We start from the raw sequence: 20,047 nt of genomic DNA, 5'->3' as shown, positions 1-20,047 counted from the left end.
TCATCTATAACATCATTTTCATCAGAAGTTTCTTCACCTATCCTTTTAAAGTCTTGATTTTCAAAGCTATATACCAACCCAAACCATTTAAAAGATGGGCAAAATAATCCTCATCTCTTTGCCACCTGTTCTCTAAGCTAATTTGTGTAGTTCCTTTAAAGCCGTTTCCTAGCCCTGTCTAAAGCATAAAATTTGATTTTGGGTATAAAAGAAAATAATATAGAGATATCGCAAATTATCAATTTCCTTTTGTTCGATTAGTTTATACGCATTCCAAGCAAAATAGATTTTAATAAGATCAGAAAGGGGCGGGCACCGTTGAATCGGGAATCAAATATGATAAATGACGAACAGGCAGTTGAAATTTTCAAGGCTTTGTCAAATCAAATAAGAGTAAATATTCTGCAAATGTTGAAAGAACCTGATAATAACTTTTCCCCGCAGGCCCATGTCATCAAAGAAAAAAGCTTTGATGGCGGGGTTTGTGTTAGTGATATTCGCAGCAAAGTAGGACTATCACAGTCCACTACCTCCCAGTATTTATCTATCCTATTGCAAAGCGGTCTGGTGGAAATGAAACGAATCGGACAATGGACTTATTATCGACGCAATGAGGAAACCATTAAACAGTTTGAAAAGTATATAGGCTTAAAAATATAACCTTTTAAGGAGGACCAAGAGTGAGTTTTCAAAATCATCGTGCCTATAACAGCATGTACCAGAAAGACAAAATGACACTCGGATTTATCCTCCCGACTGCCAGGATGTCTAAAAATCCGATTATGGAGAATCAGCTGGAGCTTGCCCGTAAAATTGAGGAATATGGCTTTGCTTCATTATGGCTCCGTGATATTACGATGCAGAATTTGAATATTGATGATAACGGCCAAAAGTTCGATTTATGGATTTATTTGACGTATCTTGCTGCCTATACGAAGCACATTGCGTTAGTGACAGGAAGTGTAGTTCTCCCTTTGCGCCACCCCGTCAGGGTAGCCAAGGAAGCTGCATCAATCGATCAATTGTTTCCAGGTCGATTGATTATGGGAGTGGCATCAGGGGACAGGGAAAAAGACTTTACAGCTTTAGGGATATCTAAGCAAGAAAGCGGTCCGTTATTTAAAGAAAATTTCGAAATTCTCGACCGGCTGTTAAAAGAGGATCAGCCGACAATCCACAGCAACGCCGGGCTGATCGATGGTACAGATATGAGGTTAATCCCAAAGCCTGTATCTCCAATTCCGACCATGGTGACTGGATTTAGCAATCAGTCTATCAATTGGATAGCCAGGAATGGGGATGGGTGGCTTCAATACCCAAGAAGCTTTATTCAACAGGCGCAGCTTATCCAGGATTATCGTGCTTTAACTGAAGTTCATGCTCCAGGAGATTTTAAACCCTTCTCTCAAAGCTTGTTCATCAATTTATTGGAAAATCCCGATGAAATGCCTGTACCCATACCCTTAGGCTATTCCGTGGGAAGAAACCGTTTAGTTGATCTACTTCATCAATTTCAAGCGATTGGTGTCAACCATTTGGCGTTTGTTCTGTATTTTTCCAAGCGCCCTCCAGAGGAAGTAATCCAGGAACTTGGAGAATTTGTTTTACCTTACTTTCCAACCCATAAAGGTACAGGCCAGCTTTAAAAAATTTAATTGTATAAAAGGAGGAAGAATTATGACAAAGAAAATAGAACTTTCAGTGCTAGATCCCTCCCCAATTGTCGAGGGAGGATCAGCCGAACTTTCCCTTCAAAACACGCTTGATCTAGCAAAGAAAACAGAGCAGTGGGGATATAAACGGTTTTGGCTTGCTGAACATCATAATTGGGCAGGAATGGCGAGTTCAGCATCCCCGATCGTAATTGGACGAGTAGCCTCTGTCACGGAAAAAATGCGTATTGGATCAGGCGCAATGCTACTTTCCCATTATTCTCCTCTTTCCGTGTCTGAGCAATTTGGAACATTAGAAACCTTCTTCCCTGGCCGAATCGACCTTGGATTGGGGCGGGCACCTGGCACCGACCAATATACAGCAAATGTATTGCGGCAGCGGGTTGCTGGTGAACCTGAATTTGATGCCCGGCTTGAGGAGCTTATCGCATATCTTTATGGTACAGGAACAGCCACTAAGAATGGTTCATTTAGCATTCACGCCATTCCCGGCGAAAAAAAAAATGTGCCAATTTGGCTGTTAGGTTCAGGGTTTTATAGTGCACAATTGTCTGGAATACTTGGGTTACCATTCTCTTTCGCGGGACATTTTGCTCCAGGTAACATGATGGAGGCCATAAAACTGTACCGGGATTATTTTCGTCCGTCTCAATTTTTGGAGGAGCCTTATGTACTGTTAGCCGTACAAGTGGTGGCTGCTGATGAGAAACAGGAGGCACAAAGGCTTGCCACTTCGATGTATCAAAAATTTCTTTTGTTAACCCGTGGACAGCCTTCGCCCATTTTGCCACCAGTTGATAATATGGACAAGCTTTGGAACGATAATGAACGCAGGGCGGTTGAAGAACAGCTTTTCACTTCCATCATCGGGGACCCTGCAGGTGTGAAGCAGCAGCTCCATGAGTTAATAGAAAAGACTGACGCTGATGAAATTATGGCTCATACAGAGATTTTTGATCATAAGGCACGGCTGCGCTCTTATGAAATTTTGGCTCAGGCTGCAGTAAATTAAACATTGTCTAGTCTAATAAAGGATGTATTTTCTGCAGATATTAAATCAGTTAAATTAATGTGATTTAGATTGAAGCAGTAAAAGAAGACAAAGAATACAACCTGTAAATTCTTTTATAGGTTTGAAACGAAATTTTTAAAGAAAGAAGATGAGCATATGCCTGAAAATGATACAAAACAAATTACGGATATTCCATTCTCGGTCCTGGATCTCTCTCCAATTGCAGATGGAAGGACGCCGGCTGATTCTTTTCGCAATACTTTGGAGCTGGCCCGGCTCGCTGAAAAGCTGGGGTATAACCGATATTGGCTCGCTGAGCATCATAATATGCCATTTATCGCCAGCTCTGCAACATCGGTAGTCATTTCCCATGTTGCAGCAGGTACATCAAAAATCCGGGTAGGTTCAGGCGGCATTATGCTGCCGAATCATGCACCCCTTGTTATTGCTGAGCAATTTGGTACTCTGGAATCATTATATCCAGGACGTATTGATCTTGGCTTGGGCCGTGCACCAGGCACTGATCAGCTTACCGCACGTGCATTAAGACGTGACTTGAGAAGTTCAGGGGAAGATTTCCCTGAGCAGCTGGCTGAGCTCCGGAATTACTTTGACCCTTCCCTGGCACAAGGATATAGTCATGTTAAAGCAATTCCGGGTGAGGGATTAAACATACCTATTTGGCTGTTAGGTTCGAGCGGATACAGTGCCCAGCTGGCAGGAGAGCTTGGACTGCCGTTTGCATTTGCGAGCCATTTCTCGCCGCATAACACACTGCCGGCTATCCAGCTGTACCGCCGTTCCTTTAAGCCTTCTAAAGTACTGGACAAGCCGCATGCAATGGTAGGGCTAAACATCATTGCGGCCGATACAGATCAAGAAGCTGAGCGGCTCGCTACAACATTGCAGCAGCAGTTCTTGAATTTGATGCGCGGGAAGGAAGTCCCATTGCAGCCGCCAGTGGATAATATTAATGATATAGCGAGCGACTATGAAATAGCTGCCCTTGAGAATCAATTAGGAACTTCGATTGTCGGCAGTCCTCAAATCGTAAAAGAAAAGCTGGAAAAGGTTCTGGATGAAAGTCAAGCCGATGAAATTATGGCAATCGCCCAGGTTTACGATCATAAGGCCCGCCTCCATTCCTATGAAATATTGGCAGAAATTACTCAGCTAAAATAGGTCAAAACTGGCATCACCATGGAAGAAACGTTGCAATTAGTGGACAAGTTAGCGGACCAGGACCTGGATTATCTCCATATTTCTGTCGGCGGCTTTTGGAACGGATCAATCTGTGATGATAACAATCAGACATCCCGAGTTGTTATGATCCATGAGCGTGTCGGCGATCGTGTTCCTGTGATTGGTGTTGGGATGCTGCGGACACCCGATGAAGTGATGAAAGCATTTGAAATAGGTGTACCTTTAATCGCTTTAGGGAGGGAATTGATAATGGAACCTCAGTGGGTACAAAAATACAAGCCGGTGAAGAAGACAAAATCCGTACAACATTATCTAAAAAAGATCAAAAAGAACTGGCTATTTCTGATAAAATGTGGGAGTACTATACTGGCATCCCTGGCTGGCTTCCTATTGTATAAGGAGTTCACTTATCTCATTCCATCTCTGCTTCCTTGAATTGTTCAACAAAAAATGGGAATCGTGATGATAATTGTCCTTGCTCAGCAAGTATAAGAATATACCTTATACTAACTAAACAAGACGGAACATTTTAGAGGGAAACCATCTTAGTGGTTTCCCTCCTTTATTGAGTATTAGAGCAAAAAATCAGCCATAGTCCATTTGTTTATGACTAGAAATTATTGTTAATATATAATCAACAATAGACGCCCATAGAAAGGATTGGATCTAAAGTGAACCTGGGATTAAAAGATAAAAAAGCACTCGTGACAGGCGGCAGTAAAGGTATTGGAAAAGCAATTGCTGTCGCGTTTGCCAAGGAAAGCACCAACCAATGTTGTAATTTGTGGCCGTGGTGAAGAAGCATTAAAAGAAGCAGCAGCAGAAATTGAAAAGCTGGGAGGCAATAGGTTTTAATATGGAGAATGGGTGAATCTTTCGATTCCAAGCGATCAAAGGCTTTATCCAGCATTTTGGAAACGAGGATAAACATGCCGAGATTCGATATTATAGGCGATGATTTCTCCATTAAACAGGTCAAGAATAGTCGATAAGTATAGTTTTTCCCCAGCTAGATGGAATTCCGTGACGTCTGTCACCCATTTTTCATTGGACTTTGCCGCCTTGAAATCACGTGCTAGAATGTTGGGCGCAATCTTGGCGAGTTTCCCTTTGTACGAACGGTATTTCTTCATGCGAAACCAATGACTTCAATCCTAGTTCATTCATTAATCGGAGAACTATTTTATGATTGATGTGAGCACCTCGGTTACGTAATTCTAGGGTAATACGCCGATACCCATAACGCCCTTTATGCGTATGGAAAATCTCTTTGATAAGGGATTTAATTTCTGTGTATTTATCCTCACGCTCGAAGGCGTTTACCCAATAATAGTACGTACTCCGTGCCATTTTAGAAATGGATAGAAGCAGACTTAAATCAAATTGTTTCCTTAGTTCATGGACTACTTTCGCGCTTTTTCAGGCTTCCTTTTCTTGAACTAAGGCATTCAACTTTTTTAGATAGGCATTCTCCGCACATAAGTATTCTAATTCAGCAATAAGTGCTTCTTGAGAACCATTAGCTGGTGATTTTTTCTTAGTATCTTTTTTCATGGATAGACGCCCCTTTTTCTTTGGTTTAAGGGCGTCTATACCTCCTTCCTTAAACTGATTTGCCCAGTTCAAAAGTGTAGAATCGGAAGGTAGGTTATAGTGTACAGCGGTCTCGTTGATTGATGTACCATATTCGTTCATATATTTTAGTACCTCTAGTTTAAAGGGCAGAGTGTAATTTGTATAGGATGAAACAAGTCCTTCCATCCCATTTTTTAGATAGCGACCCATCTTTTCAAAGGGGATAAAACCTACATTTCTTTCTTGAGCAATGGATTTATACGTTTTTCCCCTTCTAAGTACTCTAAAACTGCATTTGATTTTTAATCTATCGTATATTTAATCAAAAAAACTGCACCTCCAATTGTTCGATGTTGTCTAACAATTGGGGTGCAGTTCAGTATCATGGTGCTCTTTGAAGTGGAAATTCTACAGTTCATCATTTACTTCAGAAAATATATATAATTTTTTCCCTTTAAGAAATAGTGTTAACTATACTGATAATTTTTAATTATCAGATCATTTGTGAAATAAGGAATAAAAACGGCAGAACTTATAATTTTCCCAATAAACACACTGAAATCAAGAAAGGATATCCAGGCTTTTCATTATCCATTGTTATTAGATAAACCTTCATTTTTAGTATTCCGCCCGAGCTTTCTATAAATTGTGCTTCTATGAATGCCTAGTTTTTTAGCAGCCGCTGTAACATTGCCATTTGCCTCATTAAGTACCATAAGAATCATATGCAATTCTTGCTGCTTTAAAGAGGTTGGATAATTCACTGATTCTTCGTGGGATGAGGATGGATTAGTAAGTATTAATGGCTGTTCTTTATTATTCAATTTTTGATGTGAATGATCTGTCGCTGAATAATTTATTATCCTTTTAGATAGTCCGATTTCTTTTGGGAAATCACTGTTTGTGATTACATTGCCATTTGCCTTTATGGCCACTTTGTAGGCAAAATTCCTTAATTCACGTACATTCCCAGGCCATTCATACTGCTCTAAGACAAACAAGTCTTGGTCGCCTATTTTAAGTGGTGGTCTCCTAATTTCTTCACAGGTTTTTGTCAAAAAATGATTTAATAGTAAGGGGACATCCCCTGTTCTTTCGCGCAGTGGGGGGACTTGCAAGGAAAGGATATTAAGCCTGTAGTAAAGGTCTTTACGAAAAGTGCCTTCCTCGCAGGCTTTTTTTAAATTACAATTTGTTGCCGCAATTACCCGTACATTTAATTTTATCGGTTCTCTTCCACCCATTCGCACAATTTCTCCTTCTTCAAGCACGCGCAAAAACATGGTCTGTATATCTAGTGGCATCTCGCCAACTTCATCTAAAAAAATTGTTCCTCCTTCAGCCTGTTGGAATTTTCCGGCACGGCCACCTTTTATACTTCCTGTAAATGTGCCTTCCTCATAACCGAATAATTCGCTTGCTGCGAGTTCTTTTGGAATTGCCCCGCAATTAACAGCTACAAAAGCAGCTTCAGATCGATGGCTATAAGCGTGTATGGATTGGGCGAATAACTCTTTGCCAGTACCGCTCTCTCCCTCAATTAAAACGGGTAAATCCAGATTGGCCATTGTATGCGCCTCATCGATAACAGATTGGAATTCTGGAGATTTCCCAATCATATTTATGAAGGAGTACTTTGTACTAAATCTCGTTTTATTCAAAGGTTTGACTTTTGAAATCGCATGTATCATAAAACCAATAGGGAATCCTTGATTATAGAAAGGGACTGACTCAAAAATCCAGCCGTCTTTCATGCCTTCTGTGCCACTGCAATCTGATAACGAAATTATTAATCGGTTATTGTAATCAATCCAACCTTTGTCATACCATTGGGTGGAGGCTTTGATGACTTGATGTCCACGATCGAGCACAGCCACTATTTTACTGGGGGTTTTACGAGTTGTTTCAATATAATGTTCAAGTAGCAAAAAGTGCTCAAATTTGAGCTGGCTTTGGAGCTTTTCTTCGATTGTTTGAGTGATAGAAACAACAGCGGATAGAGAGAGGGGATGTACCACGTCCCAAATACCCGTTAAGTTGACCGCTCCAAGAACCTTTTGTGTTGCAGGATCTTTAATCGGCGAGGCTGAGCATACCCAATTGTGAACAGGTTGGCAAAAATGTTCTCCCGCGAAGACTTGCATGGGGACTCCTGTAGCCAAAGAAGTGCCCATAGCATTTGTCCCTACATAGCTCTCTGACCATGAAGTCCCTGCTGTAAAATTCATATTTTCGGCTTTCCTTTTGAGAGAGGCATCTCCATCTAGATATAATAATTCTCCTTTATGATTACAAATCACAATTAAGTGACCTGAATCTATTGCTGATTCTTTAAGTTTTGGTAGAAGGGATTCTGAAATAGAAAAGAACGTGTGGGTTGTTTGATATTCTTGTATTTCATCTTGTGACAGAACCAGTGGGGCTCTCCCTTTGGTGGGGTGTACTCCATGACGAATAGAGCGCTCCCAAGATTGATAAGTTAAGGATCTCACTTCAGATACTAAATTTTGGCCTGATATAAAATTCTCCCAGGCTCTTTCGATTCTATCTTTTTCAGTCTTCGGTGAAGAGGAAATATCCAACGAAATATATGGGTTCTTCATACCGGTACCTTCCTTTTAATGTAAGTACGTGCCATGTTTCTGAAATCACCCTGACCTTTCAGTAAACGCTTACAATATTTTTAAGTGATTGATAATAAAAAGTTCTCTATCACGTTGGAAATATAGTTACACATATTATATACCAATTATCTGAATTATCAATATTGTTAATCTCCTCTATGCTGTCCCACTCTCAAATATAATCTACTATTCTATATTTAATCAAACTTATAAGTTAGGTGTGTCGCACTTTGCTTAATTACGATCGTCACTTTTAGATACAGTGTCGCTTTATGCACCATATATCATTAGAATTAAAAATACAGAACTTTCAATATTTTTATTTAAATCTATAGTTATCATTCCAAATTTCCAATTATATAGAGCCTGATAAATATCGGAATAGAGGCACTCTTGCTTGTATTAAAGAAACCTTTAATAATTTTTGATAGTAAAGAAGGAAGTTTTGGCACAGTATTTGCAATGAAGTAAAGAGAAAGGCGAAACTTGAAGGGGTGATAATGTTGTATAAAACGAAAAGCGGGGAAGAAATTTTTGTTATTGATTCTCATGTGGCAATTTGGGATGGAAGCAAGGAAAACCAGCTAAACATACATGGAGAACAGTTTATTAGTTGTTTCTATGATTATCATAAAAACTTGAGTCCTGAAGAATATTTTTGGCCAAGGGAAAAATTCGAGAAATATGGCTCGGAAACGTTGGTACAGGATGTCATTGTAAAAGGATATGCTGATATGGCTATTTTTCAACCGGTATATCTTAAGGAGTTTTACAAAAACGGGTTTGGAGATTTTGATGTGAATGATGCCCTTTCAAAAAAATATCCAAATCGTTTTATATGTAATGGGACGCTTGATCCTCGACATGGTGAGCGCGGGTTAGAAAATCTAGAAGCGATGAAATTGAAATACGGTTGGCAAGGTATAAAACTTTATACTGCTGATTGGTATGGCGATTCTAAAGGGTATAAGCTGTCTGATCCGTGGTCTCAGCGTTATCTGCAAAAATGCCTTGATCTGGGAATAAAAAATATTCATATCCATAAAGGTCCAACGGTCACACCGCTTAATCGCGACGCTTTTGATGTAGCTGACGTTGATGATGCTGCAAGTACTTTTCCAGAACTGAATTTTATCGTAGAGCATGTTGGGTTGCCTAGACTGGAAGATTTTTGTTGGATTGCAACACAAGAGAAAAATGTATACGGGGGATTAGCTGTAGCCATATCACTTATCCATCAACGTCCTCGTTATTTTGCAGAAATCATAAGTGAGTTATTGTACTGGCTGGATGAGGATCGCATCCTTTTCGGGAGTGATTATGGAATATGGGAACCAAAATGGCTTATCGAAAAATTCGTAGATTTTGAGCTTCCTGAAGATATCCAACAGGAGACAGGCGTAACTTTTGATTTGAATGTAAAAAAGAAAATTTTAGGTGGTAATGCAGCCAGACTCTATAATATTGATATCGAGGCTCAAAAAGCGAAGTTGCAAAAGTGCGAATTAGCTTCACATATAATGGTTTAATCTCAATCAATAGATTGTTGAGTCGTGTTAAAGTTTTGTATCAATCATTGAAAAAGAGAGGTGCATCGAACTTTATGAACAAAGAAAAACAGGTTTATAGCATGCTTGATAAAGTTTATGATCCAGAATTGGATCAGCCTTTAACTGAATTAGGATTTATCGATCACACGGTAATAAAAGAAAACGATGTCGAAGTAGTTTTTCGATTACCAACTTACTGGTGTTCACCTAACTTCGCATATATCATGGCCGAAGATATACTGAAGTATGTGGCTGAATTAGACTGGGTAAATGAAGTTAAAGTAACTTTATTAGATCACTGTGCTTCGGATGAAATCAACCAAGGAGCAACTTCAGGTAAATCCTTTAGCGAATCCTTTAGGGGTTTATCTGATGGAGATCTTGATGAATTACGTAAGGCTTTCCAGATAAAAGCTTTCTATGCAAGGCAAGAGAAACTTATAAGATATTTACTTCAAAATGGCATGTCAAAGAAAGAAATCATCAGTTTATCTCTCCAAGAGCTATATGAACTGCCTTTATCTGTAGAAGGGAAGTTACTTAGAGAAAAATACCTGGAAAAGAAAAAAACGTCGAATCACTTAAATCTATTAGCCATAACAACTCCTGAAGATAAAGAGATAACTGAAGAAGGGTTTGCAGATTATCTGCGAGGTGCCAAAGGATCACGAATGAATATGGAGTTTAATGCTCATTATTGTCGCGGTTTATTAGAGGCTCGATATAATTTGCCTTCCGCTGATGAAAGTACATTGATGAAAATATAATTTTAAGGATGCTTATGAATTTTAAAAAAATTTCAGAAAAGGAATGTGATGAAAAATGAGTAAAAACGTTCTTATTATAACTGGTGACGCTGTAGAGGCATTGGAAGTATTTTATCCATATTATAGATGTATCGAAGAAAATATTAATTGCACAATTGCCTCACCTGTGAAAAAAAGTCTCCAGACAGTTGTTCATGATTTTTTGCCTGAAATGGAAACGTTTACAGAGAAATGGGGATATAAAATTGAATCTCATGCCTCGGTTGATGAGATTGAACCTACTGATTATGACGCACTTATTATTCCTGGGGGCCGTGCTCCTGAATATATTCGTATGAATAAAAAAGTACAAGATATAACCGCCCATTTTTTAAAAGAAAATAAACCACTTGGAGTTATCTGTCACGGACAACTGGTATTAACAACGATAAGAGAATATATAAAGGGCAGGGAGATGACAGCTTATACGGCATGTAGACCCGAAATAGAAGCTGCAGGAGCTATATACGTGGAAGAAATGCTTCATGTTGATGGCAATATCGTGTCAGGGCATGCTTGGCCAGATCTCCCAGGTTTTATGAAAGAATTCTTTAAAGTGCTAAATGTTAAAAAAGAAGCTTCTGTTTAAATAAGTCAAAAGGACTGAAACATTTCCTCCATTATTTTCAAGCTAATATGAGTAAGAATACTAATATTGAGAAAAAAGGGTTGCCACTGGCAATCCTTTTTATCTTTTTGAATTTATCATTATCATTCATTTTATTAACTGGTTATTAGATGTTCAAGAAGTTTTTCATTGATAAAATTACCATGGCTCAAATTCCTTAGTGAGTATATATTAAAAAATGACATAATAGAAATCCTATTTTGTTTTGAACATACAGATATGAGGAGAAATATCTTTTTTTAATCTGGACAATTTTTCATATCTTCAATCTTTAAACCATTTTCGAAATGGATCTTTTAAGAGAGCGCCATTCAATTGAGCCCAAAATTTAGCAAAACCTTCTCTAATTATGACGACTTTCTTCTATTATATATACTCCCCGAACACATCTGATTTCCACAAATGAATCGCATGGCGTTCTTTTTCAAAAACCTTCTCCAAATAAATTTCTGTAGTGGAGAGCTGCTCGTGGCCCAGACTCTTCATAATCTGATAAACATCCACTCCATTTAAGTGAGAAATGATGGCAAAAGCATGCCTGAAAGTATGAGGACCAATGGAAGAGGAACGAAACTTCAAAAAAGGCAATCCACTCTCCTTAATGGCTTTTGTTATGTATTGAGACAAATATGAGGGAGAGTAGGCACGGCCGGTATTGGTCGTAAAGAGCGGGTCTTCTCCTTCTGCTGCATCTATATCGTCGAGCCCTCTAGCTGAACGGAACATGCGAATGCTATTCATTCCTTTTTCTTTCAGTGGGATTTGCCTTCTTTTATTTCCTTTACCTAGTACCTCTAAAAAATACGTGCTGGTAATGGAATCGTATTGAAGATCCTTGACTCGGAGTCTTGTAAACTCTTCATTGCGCATGCCTGTCATCGTGAGGATATGAATGATCGAAAAAACGATGGGGTGGTTGATTTCCCTGAAGTAATCAAGTAGATGAATGACTTCCTTTGGTCCCAAATCACGGTTCGGCCGATCATCTTTACGAATATTGATCTTAAAGAACCCTTCATGAATGGGTTCCGTGATATAGCCTGATTCGAACAGGAATTTCAAAAAACTCTTAATGATGGTTGTCTTTCTGGATAATGTGGAAACGGAATACGCTCCTTTTGTTACGACATAGGGGCTTTTTTCTGATAACCATTCCTGATATCTTCGAATGTGCCGGGTAGATAAAGATTTAAGGAGGGAACTGCCCACAACTTTTTCCAAGTCTACATTGATTTCCACCGAATAAGTGAGCATTTGTTCAATAAATTGAAGAAGTTCCCGCTCATAGGCTTGGACGGTGCGGGTTGCCTTTTCATGTTGCCGATTTAAATGTTCTCGTCGTTGAAGAAACCACTGAAGCATGTCTACATCGCTAAAATCAGAAAAAGGATGATGTCCATTCTTTTCTGTCGTATCTAATCGTTCTTGTAACGTGTGGATCGAAATGTCTGAAAGACTTTTTTTCCATGCGCTGCTCTGAATCTCTTTCGTTTTATCTATCAGTTCATGCATACCTGTATCCCTCACTTTTATAATCCACCTACCAATAATATAAAGTATATATTTATTATTTTTCTTTTTTATAGTTACTTATTTGATTATATCAAACAACAAGAGTTAATTAATTATGGAAAACCTAAATAAATCTACCATTTATTTATGTCACCTGAAATTCGTCTATAATTAGATTCTATAATTATAATAATATTGTCGGATTCAAATATTAAATCTATAATGGTTATAGAAGAGTAATTTATATTTATACTTATTTAAATCAATATTATATATTATGATAGATAGATGAAATTAATAGTTAATCCTGAGGTAGATAGATATATAACAATAAAAGATAAAAGGTGAATAGACAAATAATGAATAAACTAAACCATGAAAAAAACACGCAGACTGCAACTTATGAAATGGGGGAAACGGTTTATGTTCTCCAAACATGTACGGAAGAAGAAGACCCAGAGAGTTTTTACTACTTTAAACAATTTGAAAAAAAAGAAGGCGTGATCTTGGAAGTGATCGAACACCCACGTCTCCAATATCGTGTAATATTTGGCCAAGCGGAAGCAGTCTTGTATCATGAGGAATTGACAAATGGGAACCGGCGGGATCTTCCAATAACAGTAACGGATAATCAAGAAGGATGGGAGGGGAATAAAGTGGAATGGTATACACAAAAAGAAGTAGCTGATTTATTAGGAGTATCCAAGGCAACTGTCTACCATTATGGAAAGCAGAAGAAAATCATTAAAATTCTGGACCCACATCGATTACATAAAGAGGCACGTTATGAAAAAGCGGAAGTGGATCGATTAGTGTATGAAAAGCAAGCTTTACCTACAGGTATGAGCCCAAATGATGTTGCAAAGAAATTGGGATTATCTGTTCAAAGTATTTATAAGTATATCCAAGATGGATCAATAAAAGCTGAGGCTGTCCCTTATGGTGATGAGAGGACAATCTATGTCATATCAGAAACAGCATATGAGGAAGCCGCCGGATTACTGAAACCAGCTGAATCTCAACGCCCAAAACGATTTGAGTATTATTATCCTAGTCACGATATTGTCTTATTTCAGAAATTTCATTCAAGCAAGGTTCCTGAAGCACGTGTTATACGGAACAAGGACAATGAATGGTTTTTTTACTTAGCCAATATTCAAAAATGGTTGTCATTTGAAGAAGGGATAAGGGAGTATCAGTTAAAGCCGGTCTATCCCATTCATCAATCCACTTTGGAGTATAAAGGCTATGTACAGCTAGAAATTCCGAAGGATGCCGTTGTATTTTATCCATTCCTGGACTATTTATATGAAACATGGGGAATGGAAAACATGAGATTGAGGGAACAGGATCAAACGGTAGTACTCTTCATCCGGGCAGGGGATAGACCATTAACGACAAAGAGTTTCTTTGCAGCTGATATCCTGCCATTTTTAATAAAAGGAGACATCTACAATGAAGAGGGTCACCTGATTTTACGAAGTTCTTATAGAAAAACTAGTTTGGAATTACCTATTGAGCTATTAGAAAGTATAACAGCGTTAGCTGAACAAGAAGGAATCAGTATGAGTAAGTGGGTAGAGCAAAAACTATCATCCATACTAAAATGATTTAAAGAAATGATTTGATTGAGGTCTTTATACCATACATCCAATATCATTTGCCCATTCATTATATTCAGAGCTACTCAGAGGCCTCAGTAAATTTTTTATTGAATACAAACTATTTCTTTGCATACATCGAAATACACTAAAAAAGAGACCATTTCATATCCTGGAAAGGAGCATGAAATGGTCTCTTTGATTATTATTTATTTGGCTGTTGCTGAAGTTAAACAAATTTTCTGAATTCCAATAAATTTATTATCGGAACTTAGACTTTATGTAAATAACTTAAAGTCCGAGATGCAGATTTATGAGATATGCAATAGGATATCTCGTAAAAAAGTGTGTTTCTTAAAGCTTCTATATTAAAACGAATGAACCATTAACCATTAAACAGAAGTTAATTTCGCTGTAGAGCGAATCTCAGCCTTGAAAAATCATACCTATCGTTTCAAAAGCAATGCTTCCTTAGCTCCCCTTTTCAGTGTATGAATATTTACTTTAAAATTGGGGTATGTTATCCTTATATTAACATAAACTAAAAACACCCCCATGCTGGTAACATGAGGGTGACAACTAGCAAGAGTGGTTGGTCACAACTAATAACTCTTAATCAGAAGAATCAGAAGAAGAACCATTTCCATCTTGGAGGGCGGAGTGGTTCTTTTTCTTTTTCTTACTGAACGCAGATATGATGAGACTGGTTGCTACAGCAACTATAATGTCTTTACCAATATCTGTTACAATGTTCAATAGGAAATGTATCATGCGGTCACCTCCCTTCCCATCTATCATTAGATGGCAAAGGTGAAACTGTGACCTCCCACTCTATCCTCAGTTGTTCCTCTATTTTATCATATCTTTCCCATTCTAGTAATTATATGCAGAAAAAGTCTAATAAATAATTTTCATATAAAAAAGAAGGCGTATTCGCCCTCTTCTACTAACTTAACTTAATTCCCTTTGTTTACAAGAGTACCTAATAGGTCAACAATATCTCCTAACCCCCATATCATCTTGTGCGTAAAACTGAAATTTTACGCAAAGATAAGTTGTTTACCATCACCCCACTCCTCATAATGAAATCTAGACAGAATCAAGAAAATTTTTGATGACTGTTTTTAAGCCTTTTTAAATATTTAAGCTTAATTGCGGCAAATGCCCATAGTAGTACAGCTCCGACTAATAGTTGACTCCCAATTATTTGTCCAATGGTAAACCCTTTTAGCTATCAAACCGTAGCTAGCAGATCCAACAAGTATGAGTAAAATTGATTGCCAACGTGTCTTCTTACCACTATATACAAATAAATGCATAACTATACAGTCGTTACTTCTACATTCAATTGTAATGGAGGAGAAGCAGTCAGGAATCTAAGCATTCCTGACTGCTTCTTATATTATTTATTAATCAAGAGTGTTGATAATGATTAGCTAAGGGTTCCCTGAAGTTTTCCCCAATCTTTCATAAATGTTTCAATTCCAGACGTTGTCAGTGGGTGGCTCCATAACGATGGCAAGATGTTTCCAGGAATGGTTGCGATATGTGCTCCAGCTACTGCAGATTGCACAAGATGATCCAAGTTTCGAATACTTGCGGCAATGATTTCTGTTTCATATTGATAAGTGGATAAAATTGTTTTCAGATTTTTCACTAGTCCTAAACCATCTGCTCCGATGTCATCCAATCTTCCGATGAACGGGCTAATATAAGTCGCTCCTGCTTTTGCTGCCATTAATCCTTGAGCTTCTGTAAAGATCAGGGTTACATTTGTTTTAATGCCTTCTTTAGTCAACTGATAAGTCGCTTCTAAACCTGCTTCTGTCATAGGAATTTTGACAACAATATTCTCTGCCCATGAAGCAATCTCACGGCCTTCATTAATCATTTCTTCTGCCGTAAGCCCAATTACTTCTGCACTTACCGGTCCACTTACAAGTGCGCAAATATCTTGAATGCGTGTTTTAAAATCTGCTCCTTCTTTGGCTATAATGGAAGGATTGGTTGTGATTCCATTCACTAAACCGAGTTTTACAATACGTTTAATTTCTTCTATGTTCGCTGTATCTAAAAAGAATTTCATTTCTTTTTCCTCATTTCATTAGATGGATGTAAATCTTTAGGATAAACTGTTTTAATTTGATGCACGATATTCTCTATTGTAAATCCGAATTCTTTAGCGATATGATTACCAGGAGCAGATGCACCGAACGTGGATATTCCAATGATCAACCCTTCCCGGCCGACGTAATTTGCCCAACCTTGAGGTGAACCTAGTTCCACCGCTACATTTAGATTAATAGCGCGGGGAAGAATGCTTTCCTGATAAGCGCGTGGTTGTTTTTCAAATAACTCCCATGAAGGCATGCTTACTACTCGTGCAGGGATACCCTCTTTGCTAAGCTGTTCTTTTACTTGTACAGCTAACGCTACTTCCGAACCTGTAGCAAGCAACTGAACTTCCGGAACCTCCTGATTGGTTGAAGCCACCACATAAGCGCCTTTTTCTAATTGCTTACATGCCGTATCACAATCCACTGTGACTGGGATGTTTTGACGACTTAAAACCAGAGCTACCGGTCCAGCTTGGTTATTCACTGCGTACCTCCATGCTGCTAAGGTTTCATTTGCATCCGCAGGACGAAGGACGGTTAAGTTTGGAATAACCCGTAATGCAGCTAGTTGTTCAATTGGTTCGTGAGTAGGTCCATCTTCGCCGACAAAAATACTGTCATGAGTAAAGACGTAAGTAACGGGTAAATTCATTAAAGCAGCTAGTCGAATAGCTGGACGCAGATAATCAGAAAAGATAAAAAATGTTGATCCAAATGACTTTATCCCACCGTGCAATGTCAATCCATTTAGGATGGCGCCCATCGCAAATTCTCGTACACCAAAGTATAAGTTACGGTCTCCATATTGCCCTGGAGCAAACCTGCCTTCACCATTCAAATGGGTCATTGTAGACGATTCTAAATCCGCAGAACCACCCACTAAACTTGGAATTCGCTGGGCTAATGCATTTAGAATTTGTCCAGAAGCAACTCGTGTGGAAACCGCTGTTCCTAATTCGTAACTTGGTAATTCCTCATCCCAACCGACCTCTAATTCACCATTTATGTCTTTTTCAAGATTGGCAGCAAGTGCCGGATGCTTTTCTTGGTATTGAGCAAATAATGATTCCCACTGTCGATTAGAATGGATACCCTTTTCTTTTATATCCTGGTAATGTGATCTAACTTCTTGGGGAACAAAAAAGTCTTCATGAGGCCATTGATAAAACTCTTTTGTAAGTTTTACTTCTTCTTTTCCTAATGGAGAACCATGTGTCCCTTGATGTCCTCCCTTACCGCCTTTATTTGGGCTCCCGTACCCTAATGTTGTTTTTACTTCAATTAATGTTGGTTTTTTCAGCTCTTTCTTTGCTTCCAGCAATGCACATTCAATAGTGTGTAGGTCATTTTGATCTGATACTTGAATGACTTGCCAGCCATACGCTTCAAAACGTTTCCCGACATCTTCCGAAAAAGATAAATCAGATTCGCCATCAAGTGTAATGTTGTTTGAATCATACATCATAACTAATTTCCCTAATTGCAAGTGACCTGCAAGGGAAGCGGCTTCCGCTGAAACACCTTCCATTAAGTCCCCATCGCCACAAATAACATAGGTATAATGATCGATTATTGGAAACTGTTCTTGATTATATTTAGCGGCAAGATGTGCTTCTGCCATGGCCATTCCTACACCCATTGCAACACCTTGTCCAAGAGGTCCTGTTGTGGCATCCACACCAGGAGTATGTCCGTATTCTGGGTGTCCTGGTGTTTTACTGCCCCATTGTCTAAATTGTTTGATGTCATCCAAGGACAAGTCATATCCGCATAGATGCAATAAACTGTATAAAAGCATTGATCCATGCCCTGCAGACAAAACAAAACGATCTCGATTAAACCAATGAGGATTTTCCGGGTTATGGTTCATTACTTTTGCCCATAGTGTATAAGCCATCGACGCAGCCCCCATTGGCATACCAGGGTGCCCTGATTTCGCTTTTTCCACGGCATCTATGGATAAAGTCCGAATCGTATGGATAGCTAATTGTTCAACGGAAATAGATTTGGTGTTCATATTGACACTCCTTTTCGTAAGAATCAAACTTCTTCCGTACTTTTTGATTTATCCCCAATGAGATTCGCTACTCCTCCCTCGAACAAATAACCAATCGTACAGAAATGGCCTAATACGATGTCATCCGTTCCAGTAATCTACGCGGAATTGGTTGTGCAATTGCTGGCATCATAACTGACATTAACCCCGCTATAATTCCGCCGATAATGATCAATGTCACTCCGTGTAAACCGCTCATTATCCAATTTTGTTTTAACTAATTCAATAACAAAAAAACGACAATCGTATATTTCCACTTAAAATAGGGTCAGAATTATATTCATGATAATCGCTCGTTTCATCTTTAGATAGAATTATCCCGGCGAGTTTTGATATTCTGAGAAATGGACTTCTGACTCCTCATTATTGGTTGAACCTTTTGCCAATTGATATTAGTAAATAAAATACCTATTAACATTAGAGTTATTCCTAGTAATTGAGTTTGACCAAGAAAATCATGAAGTAAAAATGAACTTAACATTAAAGTGAAGACCGGTTCAAAAATACTCAACTGTGCAGCCTTTGAACTTCCTATATACTTTATTCCAATAGAAAAAGTAAGAATAGCTAAAAAAGTTGAAAAAAAAGCTATTCCAAATATAGCAAACCACCCCGAAGAGTTGATTTCTATTGTGAAATCTTGTCTATAGATCGAAAATATAAATAGCGCTAATGTTGCAAAGCTTGTAACGTAAGCAGATATGAGGAATGTATTCATGTAACTTTGTATTTTTTCGGTTTGGACGATATAAAAGGCGTACAATATTGCACATCCCAATGCGCATAACAGACCAACCAAATTAAGTTTGCTTATATCCGCACCAAGCATAAAATAAAGTCCGATTAATAAAAACAAAATAGCAACAAGTTTGGATACTTCAAGTGCTTGTTTAGACAAAAAGCTCGTCAAAATAATAACAAAAACAGGATACAAGTAAAAAACTGTTGTCGACAATGATAAAGGTAATAAGGAATATGATGTGAACAAGAAAATAGCCATTAGAGCATAGCCGCCTGTTCCCATTATAAATAGAGTGATAATTTCCTTAATTGGTAACTTAAATGGAGTTTTTTTATATAATATCCAGGACCAAAATAGGATTGCGGCAAAGAAAAATCTGAAGAATAATAGCGTACCTATACTAACATCTGCTGCATAAGCATACTTTGCAAGTATACCCATTACACCAAAACAAGACGCTGAGAGTAAAACAAGAAATGAGCCGTAAATATTTTTTTTCATTAAGCATCACCATCATTGGAATAAAATTGGGTTTTTTCTTCTCCTAATACGGTCAACTCCCACATCGAATGTGTGAAACCAAAAAGTCTAGGTTTATATTTTCTCTTCTTTTTCAACCTTATTTTTATCCCTACATGCAATCTTACAAAAAAGACACAGAATAGCTTCCTGACAAAGGGCGACAAATATGGTCAGGTTAACTATCTGTGTCTATAACAGAGGGTGAGGGGAAGTTATGATTTACAAAAACATATATAGATTCTCAACTAAAAAGAATGAACGAGTACTTCAAAGGTTCAGTTCATCTATTTGTTTGATGAAACTATGAAACTATATGGTTCTTAGACATTTTCATAATAAGTCATACAGGTTAAAAATTAATCAACATACAAGAAACGGTTGAATGTATGAAGCGGTTCCAATCCATTCTTACGAACGACCACTTGA

At 38.2% G+C, this 20,047-nt stretch carries 18 protein-coding genes and 2 pseudogenes; 10 read left to right on the top strand and 10 right to left on the bottom strand.

The genetic code is table 11. The features are described from left to right. Window positions 1–336 precede the first annotated feature (336 nt). From QUF86_RS28010 to QUF86_RS27985, 6 genes are all read left to right on the top strand, one after another. Window positions 337–660: an ArsR/SmtB family transcription factor gene (locus tag QUF86_RS28010; RefSeq protein ID WP_289318621.1), complete on the top strand. Its 324-nt coding sequence runs from the start codon at window positions 337–339 to the stop codon at window positions 658–660. 20 nt (window positions 661–680) lie between these two features. Next, window positions 681–1,646: a TIGR03571 family LLM class oxidoreductase gene (locus QUF86_RS28005; RefSeq protein WP_289318541.1), complete on the top strand. Its 966-nt coding sequence runs from the start codon at window positions 681–683 to the stop codon at window positions 1,644–1,646. Window positions 1,647–1,677: 31 nt separating this feature from the next. Further along, window positions 1,678–2,685, top strand: a complete 1,008-nt coding sequence (locus QUF86_RS28000; RefSeq protein ID WP_289336454.1) for an LLM class flavin-dependent oxidoreductase — start codon at window positions 1,678–1,680, stop codon at window positions 2,683–2,685. Between the two features lie 156 nt (window positions 2,686–2,841). Beyond that, window positions 2,842–3,867 (top strand): LLM class flavin-dependent oxidoreductase, encoded by a 1,026-nt coding sequence (locus tag QUF86_RS27995; RefSeq protein WP_040375767.1) that lies wholly within the window; start codon window positions 2,842–2,844, stop codon window positions 3,865–3,867. An 18-nt stretch (window positions 3,868–3,885) separates the two neighbouring features. Continuing rightward, on the top strand, window positions 3,886–4,323 hold the full coding sequence (locus QUF86_RS27990) for a beta/alpha barrel domain-containing protein (RefSeq protein WP_289318539.1): 438 nt from the start codon (window positions 3,886–3,888) through the stop codon (window positions 4,321–4,323). A gap of 291 nt (window positions 4,324–4,614) precedes the next feature. Then, a complete protein-coding gene (locus QUF86_RS27985; protein ID WP_289318538.1) occupies window positions 4,615–4,743 on the top strand; it encodes a hypothetical protein in 129 nt (42 codons plus the stop codon). Here the strand turns inward: QUF86_RS27985 and QUF86_RS29030 are convergent. The 4 genes and pseudogenes from QUF86_RS29030 to QUF86_RS27970 all read right to left on the bottom strand — a co-directional run. Next, window positions 4,706–5,118 (bottom strand): annotated as a pseudogene (locus QUF86_RS29030) (DDE-type integrase/transposase/recombinase); the annotation flags it as partial. The gene QUF86_RS27985 and the pseudogene QUF86_RS29030 overlap by 38 nt on opposite strands. Before the next feature lie 189 nt (window positions 5,119–5,307). Beyond that, a complete protein-coding gene (locus QUF86_RS27975) occupies window positions 5,308–5,442 on the bottom strand; it encodes a transposase (RefSeq protein ID WP_289336453.1) in 135 nt (44 codons plus the stop codon). Window positions 5,443–5,460: 18 nt separating this feature from the next. Next, window positions 5,461–5,649, bottom strand: a pseudogene (locus QUF86_RS28835) (helix-turn-helix domain-containing protein); the annotation flags it as partial. A 401-nt stretch (window positions 5,650–6,050) separates the two neighbouring features. Continuing rightward, window positions 6,051–8,066 carry a sigma-54-dependent Fis family transcriptional regulator gene (locus QUF86_RS27970; RefSeq protein ID WP_289336452.1) on the bottom strand — a complete coding sequence of 672 codons (2,016 nt, stop codon included), beginning with the start codon at window positions 8,064–8,066 and terminating at the stop codon, window positions 6,051–6,053. A 524-nt stretch (window positions 8,067–8,590) separates the two neighbouring features. Here QUF86_RS27970 and QUF86_RS27965 point away from each other — a divergent pair. The 3 genes from QUF86_RS27965 (at window position 8,591) to QUF86_RS27955 (ending at window position 11,032) form a co-directional block, all read left to right on the top strand. Continuing rightward, entirely contained in the window at window positions 8,591–9,616 is a 1,026-nt protein-coding gene (locus QUF86_RS27965) for an amidohydrolase family protein (RefSeq protein WP_048689574.1), read from the top strand. Between the two features lie 74 nt (window positions 9,617–9,690). Further along, entirely contained in the window at window positions 9,691–10,404 is a 714-nt protein-coding gene (locus QUF86_RS27960; protein WP_289336451.1) for an iron-sulfur cluster assembly protein, read from the top strand. 55 nt (window positions 10,405–10,459) lie between these two features. After that, a complete protein-coding gene (locus tag QUF86_RS27955) occupies window positions 10,460–11,032 on the top strand; it encodes a DJ-1/PfpI family protein (protein ID WP_289336450.1) in 573 nt (190 codons plus the stop codon). 405 nt (window positions 11,033–11,437) lie between these two features. On the opposite strand, the gene QUF86_RS27950 is transcribed toward QUF86_RS27955, so the two are convergent. Next, window positions 11,438–12,598, bottom strand: a complete 1,161-nt coding sequence (locus QUF86_RS27950) for a tyrosine-type recombinase/integrase (protein ID WP_289336449.1) — start codon at window positions 12,596–12,598, stop codon at window positions 11,438–11,440. A 344-nt stretch (window positions 12,599–12,942) separates the two neighbouring features. Between QUF86_RS27950 and QUF86_RS27945 the strand changes: the two genes are divergently transcribed. Next, window positions 12,943–14,193, top strand: coding sequence for a helix-turn-helix domain-containing protein (locus QUF86_RS27945; RefSeq protein WP_289336448.1), 1,251 nt, complete (start codon window positions 12,943–12,945; stop codon window positions 14,191–14,193). A gap of 603 nt (window positions 14,194–14,796) precedes the next feature. Here QUF86_RS27945 and QUF86_RS27940 read toward each other — a convergent pair. The 5 genes from QUF86_RS27940 to QUF86_RS27925 form a co-directional block, all read right to left on the bottom strand. After that, entirely contained in the window at window positions 14,797–14,955 is a 159-nt protein-coding gene (locus QUF86_RS27940) for a hypothetical protein (protein WP_289318507.1), read from the bottom strand. 661 nt (window positions 14,956–15,616) lie between these two features. Continuing rightward, window positions 15,617–16,270: a fructose-6-phosphate aldolase gene (gene fsa, locus QUF86_RS27935; RefSeq protein WP_289336447.1), complete on the bottom strand. Its 654-nt coding sequence runs from the start codon at window positions 16,268–16,270 to the stop codon at window positions 15,617–15,619. Then, window positions 16,267–18,318 carry a transketolase gene (tkt, locus tag QUF86_RS27930; RefSeq protein WP_289336446.1) on the bottom strand — a complete coding sequence of 684 codons (2,052 nt, stop codon included), beginning with the start codon at window positions 18,316–18,318 and terminating at the stop codon, window positions 16,267–16,269. The genes fsa and tkt overlap by 4 nt, the downstream gene beginning before the upstream one ends. Window positions 18,319–18,341: 23 nt before the next feature. After that, window positions 18,342–18,404 (bottom strand): hypothetical protein, encoded by a 63-nt coding sequence (locus QUF86_RS28830; RefSeq protein ID WP_353957725.1) that lies wholly within the window; start codon window positions 18,402–18,404, stop codon window positions 18,342–18,344. Window positions 18,405–18,661: 257 nt separating this feature from the next. Beyond that, on the bottom strand, window positions 18,662–19,600 hold the full coding sequence (locus QUF86_RS27925; protein WP_289336445.1) for a DMT family transporter: 939 nt from the start codon (window positions 19,598–19,600) through the stop codon (window positions 18,662–18,664). Window positions 19,601–20,047: the final 447 nt, after the last annotated feature.

The organism is Peribacillus sp. NJ11 (assembly GCF_030348405.1).
Classification (GTDB): Bacteria; Bacillota; Bacilli; order Bacillales; family DSM-1321; genus Peribacillus.
Note: the sequence above shows the minus strand (reverse complement) of the source record. Positions and strands in the feature narration are given on the sequence as shown.

What these genes read in the sequence shown, in the direction of transcription:
- QUF86_RS28010 (WP_289318621.1), top strand. Translation starts at nt 337, where the DNA reads ATGATAAATGACGAACAGGCAGTTGAAATTTTCAAGGCTTTGTCAAAT.
- QUF86_RS27945 (WP_289336448.1), top strand. Translation starts at nt 12,943, where the DNA reads ATGAATAAACTAAACCATGAAAAAAACACGCAGACTGCAACTTATGAA.
- QUF86_RS27960 (WP_289336451.1), top strand. Translation starts at nt 9,691, where the DNA reads ATGAACAAAGAAAAACAGGTTTATAGCATGCTTGATAAAGTTTATGAT.
- QUF86_RS27990 (WP_289318539.1), top strand. Translation starts at nt 3,886, where the DNA reads ATGGAAGAAACGTTGCAATTAGTGGACAAGTTAGCGGACCAGGACCTG.
- tkt (WP_289336446.1), bottom strand. Translation starts at nt 18,318, where the DNA reads ATGAACACCAAATCTATTTCCGTTGAACAATTAGCTATCCATACGATT.
- QUF86_RS27940 (WP_289318507.1), bottom strand. Translation starts at nt 14,955, where the DNA reads ATGATACATTTCCTATTGAACATTGTAACAGATATTGGTAAAGACATT.
- QUF86_RS27955 (WP_289336450.1), top strand. Translation starts at nt 10,460, where the DNA reads ATGAGTAAAAACGTTCTTATTATAACTGGTGACGCTGTAGAGGCATTG.
- QUF86_RS27975 (WP_289336453.1), bottom strand. Translation starts at nt 5,442, where the DNA reads ATGAAAAAAGATACTAAGAAAAAATCACCAGCTAATGGTTCTCAAGAA.
- QUF86_RS27925 (WP_289336445.1), bottom strand. Translation starts at nt 19,600, where the DNA reads ATGAAAAAAAATATTTACGGCTCATTTCTTGTTTTACTCTCAGCGTCT.
- QUF86_RS28000 (WP_289336454.1), top strand. Translation starts at nt 1,678, where the DNA reads ATGACAAAGAAAATAGAACTTTCAGTGCTAGATCCCTCCCCAATTGTC.
- QUF86_RS27970 (WP_289336452.1), bottom strand. Translation starts at nt 8,066, where the DNA reads ATGAAGAACCCATATATTTCGTTGGATATTTCCTCTTCACCGAAGACT.
- QUF86_RS27995 (WP_040375767.1), top strand. Translation starts at nt 2,842, where the DNA reads ATGCCTGAAAATGATACAAAACAAATTACGGATATTCCATTCTCGGTC.
- fsa (WP_289336447.1), bottom strand. Translation starts at nt 16,270, where the DNA reads ATGAAATTCTTTTTAGATACAGCGAACATAGAAGAAATTAAACGTATT.